At 69.6% G+C, this 15,815-nt stretch carries 16 protein-coding genes and 1 tRNA gene; 14 read left to right on the forward strand and 3 right to left on the reverse strand.

Going from position 1 to position 15,815, the window contains the following annotated elements:
- Nucleotides 1-38 precede the first annotated feature (38 nt).
- The 5 genes from MTE01_RS09175 (at nucleotide 39) to MTE01_RS09195 (ending at nucleotide 6,227) form a co-directional block, all read left to right on the forward strand.
- Nucleotides 39-1,280, forward strand: a complete 1,242-nt coding sequence (locus tag MTE01_RS09175; RefSeq protein ID WP_103207379.1) for an MFS transporter — start codon at nucleotides 39-41, stop codon at nucleotides 1,278-1,280.
- A gap of 201 nt (nucleotides 1,281-1,481) precedes the next feature.
- A complete protein-coding gene (gene nucS, locus MTE01_RS09180) occupies nucleotides 1,482-2,177 on the forward strand; it encodes an endonuclease NucS (RefSeq protein WP_103208530.1) in 696 nt (231 codons plus the stop codon).
- 43 nt (nucleotides 2,178-2,220) lie between these two features.
- The gene (locus MTE01_RS09185; protein ID WP_116239645.1) at nucleotides 2,221-2,925 is read left to right on the forward strand and encodes an HAD hydrolase-like protein; all 705 of its coding nucleotides are present in this window, start codon (nucleotides 2,221-2,223) and stop codon (nucleotides 2,923-2,925) included.
- Nucleotides 2,918-4,111 carry a hypothetical protein gene (locus MTE01_RS09190; protein ID WP_141377028.1) on the forward strand — a complete coding sequence of 398 codons (1,194 nt, stop codon included), beginning with the start codon at nucleotides 2,918-2,920 and terminating at the stop codon, nucleotides 4,109-4,111. Before MTE01_RS09185 ends, MTE01_RS09190 begins: the two co-directional genes overlap by 8 nt.
- Before the next feature lie 52 nt (nucleotides 4,112-4,163).
- Nucleotides 4,164-6,227, forward strand: a complete 2,064-nt coding sequence (locus MTE01_RS09195) for a bifunctional lysylphosphatidylglycerol flippase/synthetase MprF (protein ID WP_141377030.1) — start codon at nucleotides 4,164-4,166, stop codon at nucleotides 6,225-6,227.
- Between the two features lie 64 nt (nucleotides 6,228-6,291).
- Here the strand turns inward: MTE01_RS09195 and MTE01_RS09200 are convergent, their stop codons facing one another.
- Nucleotides 6,292-6,498: a cold-shock protein gene (locus MTE01_RS09200; RefSeq protein ID WP_056225145.1), complete on the reverse strand. Its 207-nt coding sequence runs from the start codon at nucleotides 6,496-6,498 to the stop codon at nucleotides 6,292-6,294.
- A gap of 321 nt (nucleotides 6,499-6,819) precedes the next feature.
- On the opposite strand from MTE01_RS09200, the gene MTE01_RS17040 reads away from it, so the two are divergent.
- The 3 genes from MTE01_RS17040 (at nucleotide 6,820) to MTE01_RS09215 (ending at nucleotide 8,365) form a co-directional block, all read left to right on the forward strand.
- The gene (locus MTE01_RS17040; protein WP_103207390.1) at nucleotides 6,820-7,428 is read left to right on the forward strand and encodes a GntR family transcriptional regulator; all 609 of its coding nucleotides are present in this window, start codon (nucleotides 6,820-6,822) and stop codon (nucleotides 7,426-7,428) included.
- A gap of 49 nt (nucleotides 7,429-7,477) precedes the next feature.
- Complete coding sequence (locus tag MTE01_RS09210) at nucleotides 7,478-7,906, forward strand: GNAT family N-acetyltransferase (protein WP_141377032.1); 429 nt, start codon at nucleotides 7,478-7,480, stop codon at nucleotides 7,904-7,906.
- A 144-nt stretch (nucleotides 7,907-8,050) separates the two neighbouring features.
- Nucleotides 8,051-8,365 (forward strand): hypothetical protein, encoded by a 315-nt coding sequence (locus MTE01_RS09215; protein ID WP_141377035.1) that lies wholly within the window; start codon nucleotides 8,051-8,053, stop codon nucleotides 8,363-8,365.
- Nucleotides 8,366-8,527: 162 nt separating this feature from the next.
- On the opposite strand, the gene MTE01_RS09220 is transcribed toward MTE01_RS09215, so the two are convergent.
- Nucleotides 8,528-8,794: a GlsB/YeaQ/YmgE family stress response membrane protein gene (locus MTE01_RS09220; protein ID WP_103207399.1), complete on the reverse strand. Its 267-nt coding sequence runs from the start codon at nucleotides 8,792-8,794 to the stop codon at nucleotides 8,528-8,530.
- A gap of 176 nt (nucleotides 8,795-8,970) precedes the next feature.
- On the opposite strand from MTE01_RS09220, the gene MTE01_RS09225 reads away from it, so the two are divergent.
- Together MTE01_RS09225 and MTE01_RS09230 are read left to right on the forward strand one after the other, a co-directional pair.
- Entirely contained in the window at nucleotides 8,971-9,894 is a 924-nt protein-coding gene (locus tag MTE01_RS09225; protein ID WP_141377037.1) for a DUF368 domain-containing protein, read from the forward strand.
- A gap of 161 nt (nucleotides 9,895-10,055) precedes the next feature.
- A complete protein-coding gene (locus tag MTE01_RS09230; RefSeq protein WP_141377040.1) occupies nucleotides 10,056-11,444 on the forward strand; it encodes a ferredoxin reductase family protein in 1,389 nt (462 codons plus the stop codon).
- A 196-nt stretch (nucleotides 11,445-11,640) separates the two neighbouring features.
- Here the strand turns inward: MTE01_RS09230 and MTE01_RS09235 are convergent.
- Nucleotides 11,641-11,724 (reverse strand) — tRNA-Leu (locus tag MTE01_RS09235).
- A 154-nt stretch (nucleotides 11,725-11,878) separates the two neighbouring features.
- Between MTE01_RS09235 and MTE01_RS09240 the strand changes: the two genes are divergently transcribed.
- From MTE01_RS09240 to MTE01_RS09255, 4 genes are read left to right on the forward strand one after another with little or no spacing between them, the layout of a single operon-like run.
- On the forward strand, nucleotides 11,879-12,616 hold the full coding sequence (locus tag MTE01_RS09240) for an FHA domain-containing protein (RefSeq protein WP_103207407.1): 738 nt from the start codon (nucleotides 11,879-11,881) through the stop codon (nucleotides 12,614-12,616).
- Nucleotides 12,613-13,152: an FHA domain-containing protein FhaB/FipA gene (locus tag MTE01_RS09245; protein ID WP_103207410.1), complete on the forward strand. Its 540-nt coding sequence runs from the start codon at nucleotides 12,613-12,615 to the stop codon at nucleotides 13,150-13,152. Before MTE01_RS09240 ends, MTE01_RS09245 begins: the two co-directional genes overlap by 4 nt.
- Before the next feature lie 9 nt (nucleotides 13,153-13,161).
- Entirely contained in the window at nucleotides 13,162-14,400 is a 1,239-nt protein-coding gene (locus tag MTE01_RS09250; RefSeq protein ID WP_103207413.1) for a PP2C family protein-serine/threonine phosphatase, read from the forward strand.
- On the forward strand, nucleotides 14,397-15,800 hold the full coding sequence (locus MTE01_RS09255; RefSeq protein ID WP_141377043.1) for an FtsW/RodA/SpoVE family cell cycle protein: 1,404 nt from the start codon (nucleotides 14,397-14,399) through the stop codon (nucleotides 15,798-15,800). Before MTE01_RS09250 ends, MTE01_RS09255 begins: the two co-directional genes overlap by 4 nt.
- Nucleotides 15,801-15,815 lie beyond the last annotated feature (15 nt).

The raw sequence follows: 15,815 nt of genomic DNA on the forward strand, positions 1-15,815 counted from the left end.
ATTCGATACACGTCGAATCGATTCGGTACAGTGGCGGCATGCACTCGACGCTCACCCGGTCCCAGCTCATCCGCTGGCACATCGCGATCTGCGCCATCTTCCTCGCGAGCGGACTGAGCATCTCGACGTGGGCATCGCGGGTACCCGCGATCCGCGAGTCGCTCGGCATCGAGAACTCCGGCGTCGGACTCCTGCTGCTGGGTATGGGCGTGGCATCCATAATCGGTCTCTCGATCGCGCCCGCCGTCATGGCCCGCATCGGAGCGCGCACCGGCATGCTCGTCGCCCTCCTGCTCGTGGGCATCGGCCTCATGATCATCGGCTTCGGCGCCGACTCCCTGCAGTTCTTCGCGGTGGCCCTGGTCGGACTCGCGCTGTTCGGCTTCGGCAACGGCGCGGTCGACGTGATGATGAACGTCGAGGGGGCGGCGCTCGAGAAGGCCACCGGACGCACGATCATGCCGCTCCTGCACGCCTTCTTCAGCTTCGGCACCGTCATCGGCGCAGGTCTGGGCTTCGTCGCCGTCAGCCTCGGCATCCCCGTGGTCGCGCACAGCGTGGCGATGGGCGTGGTCATCATGGTGGTGGCCTTCGTCTCGGTGGCCAACGTGCCGCGGGCCGAGATCGCGATGGACGCCCCCGCCGCCGAGGAGCGCGCCCACTGGCGCGAGCGTCTCGCCGTCTCGTTGCAGGCCTGGCGCGAGCCGCGCACCTACACGCTCGGCGTGATCATGCTGGGCATGGCGTTCGCCGAGGGCAGCGCCAACGACTGGCTCCCCTCGGCCGTGGTCTACGGCCACGGTGCCCCCGAAGAGGCGGGGCCGGCCGTGCTCGCGGTGTTCTCGGTCGCCATGACCGTCGGCCGCATCGCCGGGGGGCCGGTCGTCGACCGCCTCGGCCGCGTGCTGGTGCTGCGCGTGCTCGCCGGCACCGCCGCCGCGGGTCTGTTGCTGTTCATCCTCGCGCCCTACGGGCCCCTCGTCTTCGTGGGTGCGGCCCTGTGGGGCCTCGGTGCCTCGCTCGGCTTCCCGATCGGCATGTCGGCCGCCGCCGACGACCCCGCCAAGGCCGCTTCCCGTGTCGCCGCCGCCGCGACCATCGGTTACGTGGCGTTCCTGTGCGGACCGCCGATCCTCGGGTGGATCGGCGACCACATCGGCCTGCTCAACACGCTGCTCATCGTCGTCGGGCTGATCGTGGCATCCGGTCTCTTCTCGGGTGCAGCCAAGCCCCTCGCCGTCGAGAACGAGCGGGCCGCCGAGCCCGCGCGACGCGATTAGGCGACGCGGCCCCAGCGGCCGCTGCTGCGTCGATGACTCCGGCCGCCTCGACGCGCATCTCGCCGTCGCGACAGAGGTGCGGAACACTCGGGGTGACGCGACCCGTCGGACGACCTACCCGTGGCGGCGGCGCACCGCAGCCACGGCACGGTCTCTCTCCACGGCGGTGTGACCATCGTCTCGAGTTGCGACAATGGAGTCGTGCGCCTCGTCATTGCTCGTTGCTCCGTCGACTACACCGGTCGCCTGAAGACACATCTGCCCCTCGCGACCCGACTCATCATGGTCAAGGCCGACGGTACGGTCGCGTTCCATCGGGACGTCCAACACGCGCCGCTGAACTGGATGAGCCCGCCGTGCTCGCTCACCCTCGAGCAGCCCGACGAGGCCGACATCGAAGACGGCGTCATCGAGCGCTGGCGCGTGACGCACGCGAAGAGCGGCGACGCACTGCTGGTGCGCATCCACGAGGTCATGCACGACACCGCCCACGACCTGGGCCTCGACCCCGGGCTCATCAAGGACGGCGTCGAGGCCGACCTGCAGCGCCTGCTCGCCGAGCAGGTGTCGGTGGTGGGTGAGAACCTCACGCTCGTGCGCCGTGAGTACCCCACCGCGATCGGTCCGGTCGATCTGCTGCTGCGCAACGACGACGGCCACGGCACCGTCGCGATCGAGGTCAAGCGTCGCGGCGACATCGACGGTGTCGAGCAGCTCACCCGCTACCTCGAGCTGTTGAACCGCGACCCCCTGCTCGCCCCGGTCACGGGTGTGTACGCCGCGCAAGAGATCAAGCCTCAGGCGCGCGTTCTCGCCACCGACCGCGGCATCCGGTGCCTCGTGCTCGACTACGACGAGATGAAGGGCGTGCAGTCCGGCGCCCCGCGGCTCTTCTGACACGGCGAGCGCCGCGCGCCGGCGGCGCCGGTAGCGTGGACGCATGTCTGCACGCTCTCCCTTCTCCTGCGTCTTGTGGGACGTCGACGGCACCCTCGTCGACGCATCGGAGGGCATCCTCCGCCGGCTGACGATCACGCTCGAGCACTTCGGGCGCACGCCCCCGGTGCGTGGCGAACTGTCGCGCTGGATCGGTCCGCCCATGTTCGAGTCGTTCCAGGTGAACGTGGGGATGACACCCGAACAGGCCACCGACGCCGTGACGTTCTACCGCGGACTGAACAAGAGCGAGGGCTACACGGTGAGTGCGCGCCTGTACCCGGGCGTCGAGCAGCTGGTGCACGACCTGCACGCGGCGGGCATCCCCCAGTCGACGGCGAGCTCCAAGCCCGAGGTGCAGGTGGTCGCCCTCATGGACCACTTCGGCCTCGCGCCGTCGCTCGAGGCCATGGTCGGCGCCACCCTCGACGAGCGCACCCTGAGCACCAAGGCCGACGTGGTGCGCGAGGCTCTGCGTCGCCTCGACGCCGCCGGAGCGGATACCTCTCGCCCCGTGCTCATCGGTGATCGACACCACGACGTCGAGGGAGGGGCGGATGCCGCGGTGCCGGTGATCTTCGTCCGGTGGGGCTTCAGCTGGCCCCACGAGGCGGACGGCGCCCAGGCCGCCGTGGACGACGTCGATGAACTGCGTGCTCTCCTGCTGATCGACGACTCGTCGGGTCCGGACGTCTCCGTCGGTGTCTGACCTCGGCTGGGTCGTCCCCGCGGCGATCGCTCTCCTGGGCGTGGCGCTCCTCGTCGCCGCGATCGCCATCGCGGTGCGACTCTCGCGCCGTTCGCCGCGCGCCCGCGCCGCGGCCTCGCGATCCGTGAGCGACTCCGCCGACGCCCTTCTCCGCCTCGACGACGCCGTCAACGAGCTCGATCTTGCGTTCCGGGCGGCCGACGCGGTAGATGTCATCGACGAACCGACCGAGCTCCGTCGCGCACGCGCCGCTGCCCTCCGCGCGCGCGACCGCGCGTTCGCCGAGGTCTCCCGCCTCCAGGACGACACCGGTCTCGCGGCGCGGCGGCGCGACGAGGCGCGACGGCTGGGCACGCAGCTCGACGGCCAGTTGGAGCGCGTCGCTCGTACCCGCAGGCAGCTCGACGAGTGGGCGCGCACGCACCGCACCGGGCCCGAGCTCCTCGCCGCCGCACGCCGACGCCGCGACGAGGTGCTCGAGACGACCGGAGACCCCGAGCAGCTCCTCGCCGTCCTCCGCGACCGTTTCGCTCCCGAAGACCGCGACGATGCCGAGACGGCCGGGCGAGCGGCATCCGATGCCCTCCGCGACGCGGATCTCGCGCTCCAGCGCGCCGCCTCCGAGCCGGACGGCCGCGACCTCTTCGACGCCACCGCGGCACTCGCCCGCGCCGAACGCCAGGTGCGCGCCGTCGAAGACGCGCACCGCATCGCCCTGCAGGCCGCCGAGAACGCGGCGGCCGAGGTCACGGCCGCACGAGCCGAGATCGAGGCGGCGACCGAGGTGGCGACCCTCCGTCCGACGGAGGCCGCACCCGACGCCGCCGAGCACCTGCGCGCCGCCGCTCGAGACCTCGAAGCCGCGGCGGCCGTTGCCACCCAGCGACCCCGGCGTGCCATCGCGATCGTGGCCCGGGTGCGGGAGCGGCGAGATCAGACGCTGAGTGACGCGATGACCCCGCGGCAACGCCTCGAAGCCGCGCGCGCGGCCCTGCCCGGTACTCTCGCTTGCGCCCGAGCAGCCCTGGCCGTGGCGGACGCGCGCGACTCCGACGCTCCCATCGCCGACCGCCTCCAGCTCGAGCGAGCCCGCCGTCAGCTCGCCGCTGCACGCGCGGCCACCGATGCCGAACAGGCCCTGGCCCATGCCCGAGCCGCCTGGCACGCGGTCGCACGGCCGATCTGACGACCGACCGCGGTCTGCGTCTCGGGAACTCGCGTGCCCTATCGTGAGCGGCATGGGGGAGAACACGATGCTCCGACGGGCGACGCAGCTCGCTCGACGCCTTCCTGCCACGCTCATCCTGGTCGGCATCCTGATCGTCGTCGGCGTCGCGACGGGCGCCCTCTGGCAGCCGTTCACGGTCTCCACTGCCTACGACTCGCTCGCGTACGGTCTCCCCGCCCTCGAGGCCGGTCGGTGGTGGACGCTCATCACCGGCACGTTCGTGATCAGCGCGCCGTGGCTCTACCTGCTCGGTATCCCGACCCTCGTCGGGATGGCGTATCTCGAGCTCCGCCGCGGCACCCGCGTCGCGACGGCGTATTTCGCCGTGGGCCAGCTCTTCTCGATCTTCGCCGCGTCGCTCTTCCTCTGGGTCGCTGCGCTGCTCCCCTGGCCGTGGGCCCAGCAGCAGGCGATGGCCCTCGATGTGGGCCCCTCGGGCGGCGTCTTCGCGTGCCTCGCGGCGGCGCTGGCCCTCCTGCCGTCTCCGTGGCGCCTGCGCGCGTGGACGGTCCTGATCGCGGGCCTCGCGGTCACGTTCCTCTACTACGGCTCGCTTCCCGACCTCGAGCGCGTCCTCGCCGTCGCCCTCGTGCTGGGTGTGGACCGGTCCCTGCGCCCGCAGCGCGTGAGCGTGCGCGAGCAGCGCCTCATCGCGTTCGTGGTGCTGTGCGCCCTGGGCGCGTTCGAGATCTTGGGCTATCTCGCCCCGATGACCGGCCCCTTCGGTTCATCGGCGGCGGCCTCGGGCTCGTGGGTCGACGTCGCGGTCAATACGCTCGTCGTCCTCGTGATCGCCACAGCCCTCCGCCGCGGTCGACGATGGGCCTGGGTCGTGGTGATGCTCTACAGCGCGCTGAACCTCCTGTTGGTTCTTCTGCTCTTCGGCGTCCTCCTCCTGGAGGGTCTCACCCAGATCGAAGCGGATCTGGATGCCGACTTCACCAGCGTCCTGGCCTCCTCGGCGCTGTGGCTCGTGGCATCCGTCTACTTCTTCCTCGTGCGGGCGGCCTTCCGCGCCCGTCCGCGCGCGGCGCTCGGCGACTCCCCCGCTCCGTCGGTCGCCGAGGTGAAGAATGAACTGCACGCGACCGGCGGCGGCACGCTGTCCTGGATGACGACGTGGGACGGCATGTCGTACGCGCGCTTCGGCCGGGGCATCGTCGCCTACCAGCGTCGCTCCGGCGTCGCTCTGGCTCTCGGAGATCCCCTCGGTCCCGTCGGCACGCGCGCTCAGACCGTCCGCTCCTTCGTCGACGCCGCCGAAGCCGCCGGACTCGCCCCGTGCTTCTTCAGTGCGGGCGAGGCCACGGCCGACGCGGTGCCGAGCGGCTGGCGTCGCATCGTCGTCGCCGACGACACGGTGGTCGACCTTCCCGGACTCCAGTTCACCGGCAAGGCATGGGGTGCCGTGCGCACGTCGCTCAATCGCGGCGAGCGCGAGGGCATGACCTTCCGCCTCTCGACCCTCGCCGACGAGACGTGGGGCGTACGTCAGCAACTGCGTGCGATCTCCGAGAGCTGGGTGGGCGACAAGGGACTGCCCGAGATGGGCTTCACCCTCGGCACGCTGCACGAGGCGGCCGACCCCGAGGTACGGATCGCTCTGGCGGTCTCTCCGCAGGGTGACGTCGACGGATTCCTGTCGTGGCTGCCGATCTACGGCGAGGGCGGGATCCGCGGATGGACACTCGACCTGATGCGCCGCCGCGACGGCGGCTTCGGGCCGGTGATGGAGTACCTCATCGGTGCGTCCGCCCGCCAGTTCTCGGCCGAGGGCGCCCAGGTCATGTCCCTGTCCGGCGCCCCGCTGGCCCACGAGTATCCGGCGGATGCCGGCGCCATCGCCGACCTGCAGGATCGCATGGCCGCGATGCTCGAGCCCGTCTACGGCTTCGCGTCGCTGCACCGGTTCAAGCAGAAGTTCCACCCGCGCTACGAGACGATGTACCTGCTCTACCGCGACGAGGCCGATCTCACGCGCATCGGTGCCGCCCTGACGCGGGCGTTCCTTCCGCACGCGACGCTGGGGCAGTTCGCCGCCGCGGGCGTCGACCTCGTGCGTCACGAACACTGAAGGCCCCGGCCGACACGCGGAACGCGCACGACCGGGGCCGGACCGACCGAGGCCGGATGGAGGATCAGAGGGGGCGGATGTTCTCCGCCTGCAGGCCCTTGGGGCCCTGGGCGACCTCGAACTCGACGCGCTGGTTCTCCTCGAGCGAGCGGTAGCCGCCCGACTGGATCGCGCTGTAGTGCGCGAAGACGTCCTGGCTGCCGTCATCGGGGGCGATGAAGCCGAAGCCCTTCTCGGAGTTGAACCACTTGACCGTGCCCTGCGTGCTCATTCGTTCTGCCGTTTTCCGCTTGAGCCGGCGCCGAGCGCGCCGGTCTGTGCCACCACGGTAACGGCCAAGGTCTTGTCGCGCACGGGTCCGTGACATAAACGTTGCGAGCGCGAAAGAAGGGGGTGTACGCCCTTGAGCCCATACGACGCCCGGGCTGAGCAAGGCTCAAAGCCCGGGCGTCGACGGATCCCCCCGGATATGTCACGCGAGGCGTGACGGCGATCACTTTACCGGCGCGGAGGCCTGCGCGCGACACGAAAACGAAGAATCAGCAAGTTCTGTCCATGTGCTGTGGTAATCGGAGGCCCTAAAATCCGGCTGATGGATAGTCGTCGGCGCGCTTCCGCCCTCGTCGACGAGGCCTACCGGGCCCTCGGCGAGGCAATCGTCGACGGTCGGCTCCAAGCCGGCGATCGGTTGCGCGACGTCGAATTGGCGACGCTCATGGGTATTTCCCGTACCCCCGTGCGCGAAGCGCTCCAGAGGTTGGAGCGCATCGGACTCGTCGAGGTCGCGGCCAACCGGTACACCCGGGTCGCGGCCCTCACCGACCGCGCCCGCAACGACATGCGCGAGTACGCCGCGCACACCATCGCGGCTGTCATGCACGTCGCTCTCCCGCGTTGTACCGACGAAGAACTCGCTGAAACCGCACGCATCGTCGAACAGATGCATTCCGCCGATTCTTCGAACGACTACGTTCTCGCGGTCATGGCGTTGGCCTCGCACCTCGTGGCCGTTTCGCGCAATGTCGTCTTTCAGAAGACCTTCGTGCAGATCGACCTTGTTCTACGCCGCAACCTCGAGGGGTGGACGAGCGTGACCGACAGCACTCGCGCGACGCTCTTCCGCCATCTCCACGACCAGATCGGGCGTCGCGACACCAACGGCGCCACCTGGACCTTCCTGGCCCTGCACGGTTTCGCCTGAGCGCACAAGAGTCGGGACTCGTCCGGCGAGCTCCGGTTAGCGTGACGTCATGCCCCACATCGAGTTGCGCGAGCTTCGACACGACGATCAGGATGCCGCTTTCCAGGCGGTGTCGGCCAGTACCTCGGCGTGGCCGCGCGCCACGTTCGACGACCGCGACGCCTTCGACCGATGGACCGCCGACGAGAAGGTCGACGCGCGCGCGATCGTCGAGGACGACACCGTCGTCGGGGTGGCCGCGGCTCTCGAGGTCAACGGTGACCGCGAGATCCTGCTCGCCGTCTCACCCTCGGCGCACGAGGACGCCCCGACCGAAGCGCTGCGGCTGCTCACCTCGCAGGAGGCCGAGCGCCCCCTCTACGCGTGCGTCTCCGCCGACGATCAGCCCTCGCATGCGATCCTGGCCCGCATCGGTTTCGTCGAGCACGAGCGCGACGGCGACGACGTGGTCTACGTGCTGCCGCCGACGCTGGAGTGAGGCCGAGTCCCATGAGCGCCGGACTGATCCCACGGCGCGAGAAGACTCCGCCGCTGCGCGCGGGCGGGGTCGGAGATGGGGGGCGGCCCCGCGCGGCGGGCAGCGGACGTTGACCTCTCGCTCCGCCTGTGTTGGGCTGTGAGGATGGCGGGCGAATGGGCATGGAGCATCCCCGTCGTCGTCGGCGCGATCCTGTGGTTCTGGTCGATCCGGCTGACGCTGCGTGCTTACCCCGACGAGCGCCTGTCGCTGTGGGCGAATCCGCGCAAGGCCCCGGCGCGCGCCGTCGCTGCCCGCGCGTCCGGCACCGGCCTCGCGATGTTCGGGGTCGGCATGACGGCGGGCTCCATCGAGACGGAGCCCTGGATCGCTGCGGGACTCGCGGGATCGTTCTTCGCCCTGACCTTCCTCGCGCCGTACGCGATCTCGGTAGCCGTCCACAACTCCCGGATGGCCTGAGGCGTCAATTCCGGGTCAGCCCCCCACCGATCCCCCGGCGAGAGCGAGGAGGAAGGGGAGGCGGCGGTGTTTCGGCATCCCGCCCAGTAAAGCGGGTGGACGAGGGAAGACGTGAAAAGGCCCGGGGCGCGGTCCAATCGCCCCGGGCCTTTCGTTGCGAGGTCAGCGCGCGGCGCGACGACCCACGATCAGGCCGTAGATGAGCAGAACGATGATCGAACCGCCGATGGCGAGCAGCCAGGTGCGCAGCTCGAAGAAACCGCCGAGGTCGACACCGAAGATCGCGGTTCCCAGGAAGCCGCCGAGCAGAGCGCCGACGACGCCGAGCACCAGCGTGATGAGCCAGCCGCCACCCTGCTTACCGGGGAGGATCAGCTTGGCGATGGCGCCGGCGATGAGGCCGAGGAGGAGAAATCCGAAGAATCCCATGATGTGTTCCTTTCGCGAGTGTGAACCGATGCCCGCTCGAGGCGGGACTCTCGTTACATACAGCTTCCTCTCAGGATCGAGTTCTGCGGGGTGGGTTGCATAAGGCGCGCATTTCTGGTGGGGTCGCGCGTCCGCGCGAATGGCGTTCCCCGGCCGGCTCGCCTAGCGTGGATCGAATGGCCGACACCTTTGCCGACCGCCGTTCGCCGCTGCGCCCCCTGGGAAACCTCGTGCGCGGCACACTCATCGGGGTGGTGGAAGTCATCCCCGGGGTCAGCGGCGGCACTGTCGCCCTCATCGTGGGGGTGTACGCCACGCTCATCGACGCCGCCAGCCACGTCGTGCGCGGAATCGTGGCGAGCACCGACGTCGTCCGCGGCCGAGGATTCGCGCGCAGCGCCGCACACTTCCGGGCCGTGCGATGGAGCGTCGTCGCCCCCGTGCTGGTCGGAATGGTCATCGCCGTGATCGTCGGGGCCCAGGTTCTGGCGCCGTTGGTGAAGGCGTATCCGTCCGAGACGCGAGCCGTGTTCGGTGGCATGATCGCGGCATCCCTCCTCATTCCCGTGCGCATGCTCGGCCGGGGGTGGACGTGGCGCCTCGGACTGATCGCACTCGTCGCAGCGTTCGCCGCATTCGTCCTGACCGGTCTGCCGACGGCGACGATGGCCGAGCCGCCGCTGGTGATCGTCGCCCTCGCCGCGTCGGTCGCGGTCTGCGCGCTCGTGCTGCCCGGGCTGTCGGGTGCCTTCCTGCTGCTGGTGTTCGGGCTGTACGAGACCACGCTCGTCGCCCTCAACGAGCGCGATCTGCCGTACATCGCGGCTTTCGCGCTCGGCGCTGTCGTGGGGCTCAGTCTCTTCGTGAATCTGCTGCGCGTGATGCTGCGTCGATTCCACTCGCTCATGCTCGCGATGATGACCGGGCTCATGCTCGGCTCCCTCCGCGCGCTCTGGCCATGGCAGGACGAGTTCGGTCAGGCGTCCGCCCCCGGCGACGACGCGGGCACGCTCGCGCTCCTCGCGGCAGGCGGGGTGGCCGCCGTGCTCATGGTGGTGGCGACGCAGGCGCGGATGGCGCGCGGTCGCGGCGCGGCGTAACGTCCCCATCCCGCGCCCCTCCGCACGCGCGGTGGGAGACTGGTCGAAGGCCGGCGCGCCCGACCCGACCGGAGGACGTCCCCGTGAGCAGCACGATCCGACCGGATGGTTCCCCGCCTTCGGCACCTCCGGGTAGGACGCAACGCGACCGCGACCGGTCCGTGCGCCGACGAGAGCGTGCCGAGATCGCCCTGATCGCCGCTTGCTGGGTCTCGGTCGTCGCCGCCGTGATGCTGTTCCTGGGATCCGGGCGACCGGCACAGCTCACCGATCTCGCCGGGGCGGTGACGGCCGCGGGGATCGTGACCGGCCTCGTCGGCACCGACCTGCTCCTGCTCATGCTCGTGCTCGCCGCCCGCGTCCCCTGGGTGGATCGGACGTTCGGTCAGGACGCCGCGATGAGGGTGCACCGCCGCCTCGGCAAGCCCGCGGTGTACCTCGTCCTGGGCCACGGCGCCCTGCTCACGGTGGGCTACTCCCTTCGCGACGGTCTGTCGCTCTGGCATCAGACGCTGTCGCTGTATTCCGGGGCCGACATGCTCCTGGCGCTGCTCGGAAGCTGCCTCCTGGTACTCATCGTCGTGACCTCTCTCGTCATCGTGCGTCGTCGCCTCGCCTACGAGGCCTGGCACGCGATCCACCTCATCAGCTACGCGGCCGTTCTGGTGGCGGTGCCGCATCAGCTCTCGGCCGGGCAGGTCCTCTCCGGCAGCACGCCGCAGACGTTCTACTGGATCTCCCTCTACGTCGTGGCGTTCGGCTCGATCGCCTGGTTCCGGTTCGCCGCGCCGCTACTCGCCACGCAGGAGCATGAGCTGCGCGTCGCCCGTGTCGACCCGCTCGGTCCAGACGTCTTCACGATCCATCTCCGCGGACGCGACCTGTCACGACTCGGGGTGCGCGGTGGGCAGTACGCGATCTGGCGCTTCTGGAGTCGCGGCACGTGGTGGCACGCGCATCCGATCTCGTTCTCCGCCGTGCCGACCGACACGGATGCCCGCCTGACCGTGCGCACGCTCGGCACCGGAACGGAGCGTCTGCGTCGACTGCGGCCCGGAACGAAGGTCTCCTTCGCGGGCCCCTACGGGATGTTCACGGATGCCGCGCGCACCGCCCCGCGCCTCGCGATCGTCTCGGCCGGCATCGGCATCACCCCGGTGCGGGCTCTGCTCGAGGACAGCGGACTGCGCCCGGGGGAGGCCACCGTCGTCCTGCGCGCGACAGAACGCTCGAAGACCTTCCTCTGGGACGAGGCAACGACCCTGGTCCAGAACAGCGGCGGCGACGTCGTCGAGATGATCGGGAGGCGACCCGCCGAGGTGGTGTCGTGGATGTCGGCCGACGCGATTGCGCGCGGAGCGACGATCTCGTCCGTTCTGCCCGACCTGCTCGACTCGGACCTCTTCGTGTGCGGTCCTGCGGAGTGGACCGACCTGGTCGTCCGGGATGCGAGGGCCGAGGGCCTCCCCGACCGACGGATCCACGTCGAGAGGTTCGACGCCGTGGGGCCTCGCGTTCCTCGTCGATCGAGATCGCTCCGTCGACGATGAGCACCCACCCCGTGATGTCCGACACTTCTCGGCCCGGTCGATCGGCTCGTGATCATCCGCCGTTCACTCGCCGGAGGTGACCGTGAACACGCCGTGATGTCTCGAGACGGCGTGGCGCCTCGCTCGGGGGCCGCCACCCGATCCTGATTCGACGACGAAGGGCCCCGGGAGAAACCCGGGGCCCTTCAGTGTCGTGTGCGCGAGGGGGGACTTGAACCCCCACGCCCTTGCGGGCACTGGCACCTGAAGCCAGCGCGTCTACCTATTCCGCCACTCGCGCGTGCGCGGCATCGTGGATGCCACGCGATCAACTTCCCGAGAATATCACGGCCGCCACCAGGTCACGAAACGCGGTGCTCGAAGCCCGCGTCCATGACCTCCCCAGCCGTGCTGACTACGATGTGCCTACTGGTCTGCCTGCCTGAAGGAGTCTCGTGGGGCTACTCGACAGTTTCGAGAAGGGTCTCGAACGCGCCGTCAACGGTGCGTTCGCGAAGACCTTCCGCAGTGGCATCCAGCCGGTGGAGATCGCGTCCGCTCTGCGGAGCGAGCTCGACAAGAAGGCCGTGGTCGTCACGCGTGAGCGCATCCTCGCGCCGAACACCTTCGTGGTGCGCCTCTCACCCGCCGACGACGAGAAGATGAGCGCGCTCGGTTCGACCCTGGTCACCGAGCTCGACACCCTGGTGAAGAAGCACGCCCGCACACAGGGCTACTCGTTCGCCGGCCCCGTCGCCATCTCGATCGAGCGCGACGGCTCCCTGTCCACGGGCACGCTGCGCGTGGACTCGCAGACCACCGAGGGCCAGGTCGCCTGGCGCGGAGTCGTCGACATCGACGGCACCCGTCACCCGCTGACCTCCGCCCGCACGGTGATCGGCCGCGGCAGCGACGCCGACATCACGATCCCCGATGCCGGGACGAGCCGTAAGCACGTCGAGATCCTGTGGGACGGCGAGCGCGCCATGGTGCGCGACCTCGGTTCCACCAACGGCACGACACTCAACGGGCGTAAGGTCTCCGAGGCTGCTCTTCCGCCCGACTCGACGATCTCGATCGGCCGCACCACTATCGTGTTCCGTGTCGTCGCCCAGGCGCAGCCGCCGCGACGCTCTTCCGCGTCCGACGCCACGAGCATCTTCGATGTCCGGGAACGGGGCCCCCTCTCATGAGTCAGTTGACTCTCCTTCTTCTGCAGGGCGGCTTCCTCGTCCTGCTGTGGTTCTTCGTGTTCGGCGTCGTGTACTCGCTGCGCGCCGACCTCTTCGGCGTGAAGGTGCGCAAGCTCCCCGAGCCCTCGGCATCCGCTTCCCCGGCGGCGGCCGCGCCCACCTCCTCGCCCGACGCGGTGACCACGCAGGTCAAGCGCCCCGCGGCGCCCGTCCCGGCACCCGCCGGGGGTCTCGCGACCACGGACGCGGTCTCACGTATCGTCATCACCAGCGGCCCCAAGGCCGGCCTCGAGCTGCCGCTGGGCACCGAGCCGCTGACGATCGGCCGTTCCAGTGAGTCGGGTCTCGTCATCCGCGACGACTACACCTCGAGCCACCACGCGCGTCTCGTGCTGTGGGGCGAGCAGTGGATGCTGCAGGACCTCGATTCCACGAACGGCACCTCGCACGACGGCGTCCGCGTGGCGGCACCGGTCCAGGTCAAGGTCGGTGCTCCCATCAAGGTCGGCGCCACGACGTTCGAGTTGAGGAAGTAACCCTCCCCCATGGTCTTCCAGGGCTCGAGCGCCGCCATCTCCCACACGGGCAAGGTGCGCTCCAACAACCAGGATTCCGGCTACGCCGGGTCCAACCTCTTCGTGGTCGCCGACGGCATGGGCGGTCACGCGGGCGGTGACGTCGCCTCGAGCCTGGCGATCGGCCGTCTGACCGAGCTCGACCAGCCGTTCGAGTCGCCCGCCCAGGCCGAGCACGCCATCCGCGATTCCCTCGCCGACACGGCCGCGGAGCTCATCGACACCGTGGCGCGGCGCCCCGAGCTGGCCGGTATGGGCACCACGGTGAGCGCTCTGGTCATGGTCGACGACTACGCCGTCATCGGCCATATCGGCGACTCGCGCATCTACCTGTATCGCGACGACACTCTCACCCAGATCACCGCCGATCACACCTTCGTGCAGCGCCTGGTCGACTCGGGTCGCATCACGCCCGAAGAGGCGCGGTACCACCCCCGTCGCTCGGTCCTGATGCGGGTGCTCGGTGACATGGATCCCGACCCCGAGATCGACAGCTTCATCATGCCGACGCAGGACGGCGACCGCTGGCTGCTCTGCTCCGACGGCCTCTCGGGTGTCGTCGACGACGCGCACACCGCGAAGACGCTCGCTCTCGGCATGCCCCCGGCCCGTACCGCCGACGCTCTGCTCAAGCAGGCACTCGACGGCGGCGCACCCGACAACGTCACCGTCGTCCTCGTCGACGTCGGTGGCCAGCACCCGGTCTTCATCGGAACCCCGACGATCGTCGGCTCCGCCTCGAACCCCAGCGGCGTGGTGGTCCCCGCCGCGCGTCCCGGTCGCTCCGGCTGGCTCCACCACGCCCGTCAGGTCGCGAACGAACCCACGCACTTCGAGCCGGCGGCCGAGTTCCTCGAGGAGTTGATCGAAGAAGACCGCCGTCGCGCCCGCCGTCGCCGCTTCGGCTGGCTCGCCGCGTTGATCGTGGTGCTCGCCGCGATCGGCCTCGGCCTGTTCGCCGGGTACACCTGGACCCAGACGCTCTACTACGTCGGCGCCGACAGCGACTCCGTGGTGATCTACCGCGGCATCCAGCAGTCCATCGGCCCGATCTCGCTGTCGACGGTCTATCAAGATACGAACATCCCCCTGAACCAGCTGTCCGACTTCGATCGGCAGACCGTTCAGGCCACCATCTCCGCCCCGTCACTGAACGACGCGGAGAAGATCGTCGAACGCTTGCGTCCCGCAGCGGAGGGAAGCGGATGACCGACCAGAAGCTCACCCGTCCGGGCGACGCCGTGTCCACCGACACGGCCGTCATGCGCGCGCTCAAGAAGATCCGCGTCCCCGCCAAGCAGCGCAATCGCGAGCTCGGTCTGCTCCTGTTCGCGATCGTCGTCTACGGCGGAGCCGTCGTGCTCGTCCAGCTCGGGGTGAACAACACCGTCGAGACCGGCTACCTCAGCATCGCGGCGATCCCGGCCGTTCTCGCGCTCGTCATGCACGTGGTGCTGCGCCTGCGCGCCCGAGACGCCGACCCCTTCGTGCTGCCCATCGCCACCGTCCTCACGGGTCTCGGTATCGCGATGATCTACCGCATCGACCTGGCCGAGAAAGCGAGCGGATGGGATGCCACGGGCAACCGCCAGATCGCCTGGGCGGCCCTCGCGATGCTCGCGGCCCTCGCCGTGCTGATCTTCCTGCGCAACTACCGCGTGCTCTTCCGGTACACCTACCTCTTCGGCCTCGTCGGCATCTTGCTCCTCCTGCTGCCGTTCGTGCCGGGCCTCGGTACCGACCAGAACGCCGACGTCTGGGTGTCCCTCGGGTTCGTGTCGTTCCAGCCGGGAGAGCTCGCCAAGATCTGTCTGGCCGTCTTCTTCGCCGGGTACCTCGTGCGCACGCGGGAGAGCCTCACCTCGACCGGAACGCGCTTCCTCTTCATGACTTGGCCGCGCGCACGCGAACTCGGCCCGGTGCTGATCATCTGGCTCGTCTCGCTCGGCATCATCGTGCTCCAGCGCGACCTCGGTACGGGCCTGCTCATCTTCGGCATGTTCGTCGCGATGCTGTACGTCGCGACCGGCAAGACGAGCTGGGTGCTGATCGGTCTGATCCTGGTCGGAGTCGGTGCCCTCCTGGCATCCCAAGTCCTCCCCTACGTCAACGGCCGCTTCGCCAACTGGCTGAGCGCCTTCGACCCCGAGGTCATCAACCGCGACGGGGGCAGCTACCAGCTCGTTCAGGGCATCTTCGGCCTCGCGCACGGCGGACTGTTCGGCACCGGTCTCGGCCAGGGCCGGCCCTACATCACGCCCCTCTCCCAGAGCGACTACATCGTGCCGAGTCTCGGCGAGGAGCTGGGCCTGGTGGGCCTGTTCGCGATCCTCGCGCTCTACATGGTGTTCACCAGCCGCGGCATCCGCATCGGTCTGGCCGGTCAGGACGACTTCGGCAAGCTGCTCGCGACGGGTTTCTCGTTCACGATCGCCTTGCAGGTGTTCATCATGGTCGGCGGCGTCACCCGTGTGATCCCGCTGACCGGACTCACGACACCGTTCCTCGCGGCCGGCGGATCCTCGCTGATCGCGAACTGGATCATCGTCGCGTTCCTGCTGCGGATCTCCGACGCGGTGCGCAGCCGCCCCCGGGTGGTGATCGGCTGATGACCCTCCCGTCCG

The organism is Microbacterium testaceum (genome assembly GCF_006539145.1).
In the GTDB taxonomy this organism is placed as follows: Bacteria; Actinomycetota; Actinomycetes; order Actinomycetales; family Microbacteriaceae; genus Microbacterium; species Microbacterium testaceum.

Excerpts from the sequence above, each read along its gene's own strand:
- MTE01_RS09245 (WP_103207410.1), top strand. The coding sequence starts at position 12,613 with ATGAGTCAGTTGACTCTCCTTCTTCTGCAGGGCGGCTTCCTCGTCCTG.
- MTE01_RS17040 (WP_103207390.1), top strand. The coding sequence starts at position 6,820 with ATGGATAGTCGTCGGCGCGCTTCCGCCCTCGTCGACGAGGCCTACCGG.
- MTE01_RS09250 (WP_103207413.1), top strand. The coding sequence starts at position 13,162 with ATGGTCTTCCAGGGCTCGAGCGCCGCCATCTCCCACACGGGCAAGGTG.
- MTE01_RS09195 (WP_141377030.1), top strand. The coding sequence starts at position 4,164 with ATGGGGGAGAACACGATGCTCCGACGGGCGACGCAGCTCGCTCGACGC.
- MTE01_RS09215 (WP_141377035.1), top strand. The coding sequence starts at position 8,051 with ATGGCGGGCGAATGGGCATGGAGCATCCCCGTCGTCGTCGGCGCGATC.
- MTE01_RS09210 (WP_141377032.1), top strand. The coding sequence starts at position 7,478 with ATGCCCCACATCGAGTTGCGCGAGCTTCGACACGACGATCAGGATGCC.
- MTE01_RS09220 (WP_103207399.1), bottom strand. The coding sequence starts at position 8,794 with ATGGGATTCTTCGGATTTCTCCTCCTCGGCCTCATCGCCGGCGCCATC.
- MTE01_RS09255 (WP_141377043.1), top strand. The coding sequence starts at position 14,397 with ATGACCGACCAGAAGCTCACCCGTCCGGGCGACGCCGTGTCCACCGAC.
- MTE01_RS09225 (WP_141377037.1), top strand. The coding sequence starts at position 8,971 with ATGGCCGACACCTTTGCCGACCGCCGTTCGCCGCTGCGCCCCCTGGGA.
- MTE01_RS09185 (WP_116239645.1), top strand. The coding sequence starts at position 2,221 with ATGTCTGCACGCTCTCCCTTCTCCTGCGTCTTGTGGGACGTCGACGGC.
- MTE01_RS09175 (WP_103207379.1), top strand. The coding sequence starts at position 39 with ATGCACTCGACGCTCACCCGGTCCCAGCTCATCCGCTGGCACATCGCG.
- MTE01_RS09200 (WP_056225145.1), bottom strand. The coding sequence starts at position 6,498 with ATGAGCACGCAGGGCACGGTCAAGTGGTTCAACTCCGAGAAGGGCTTC.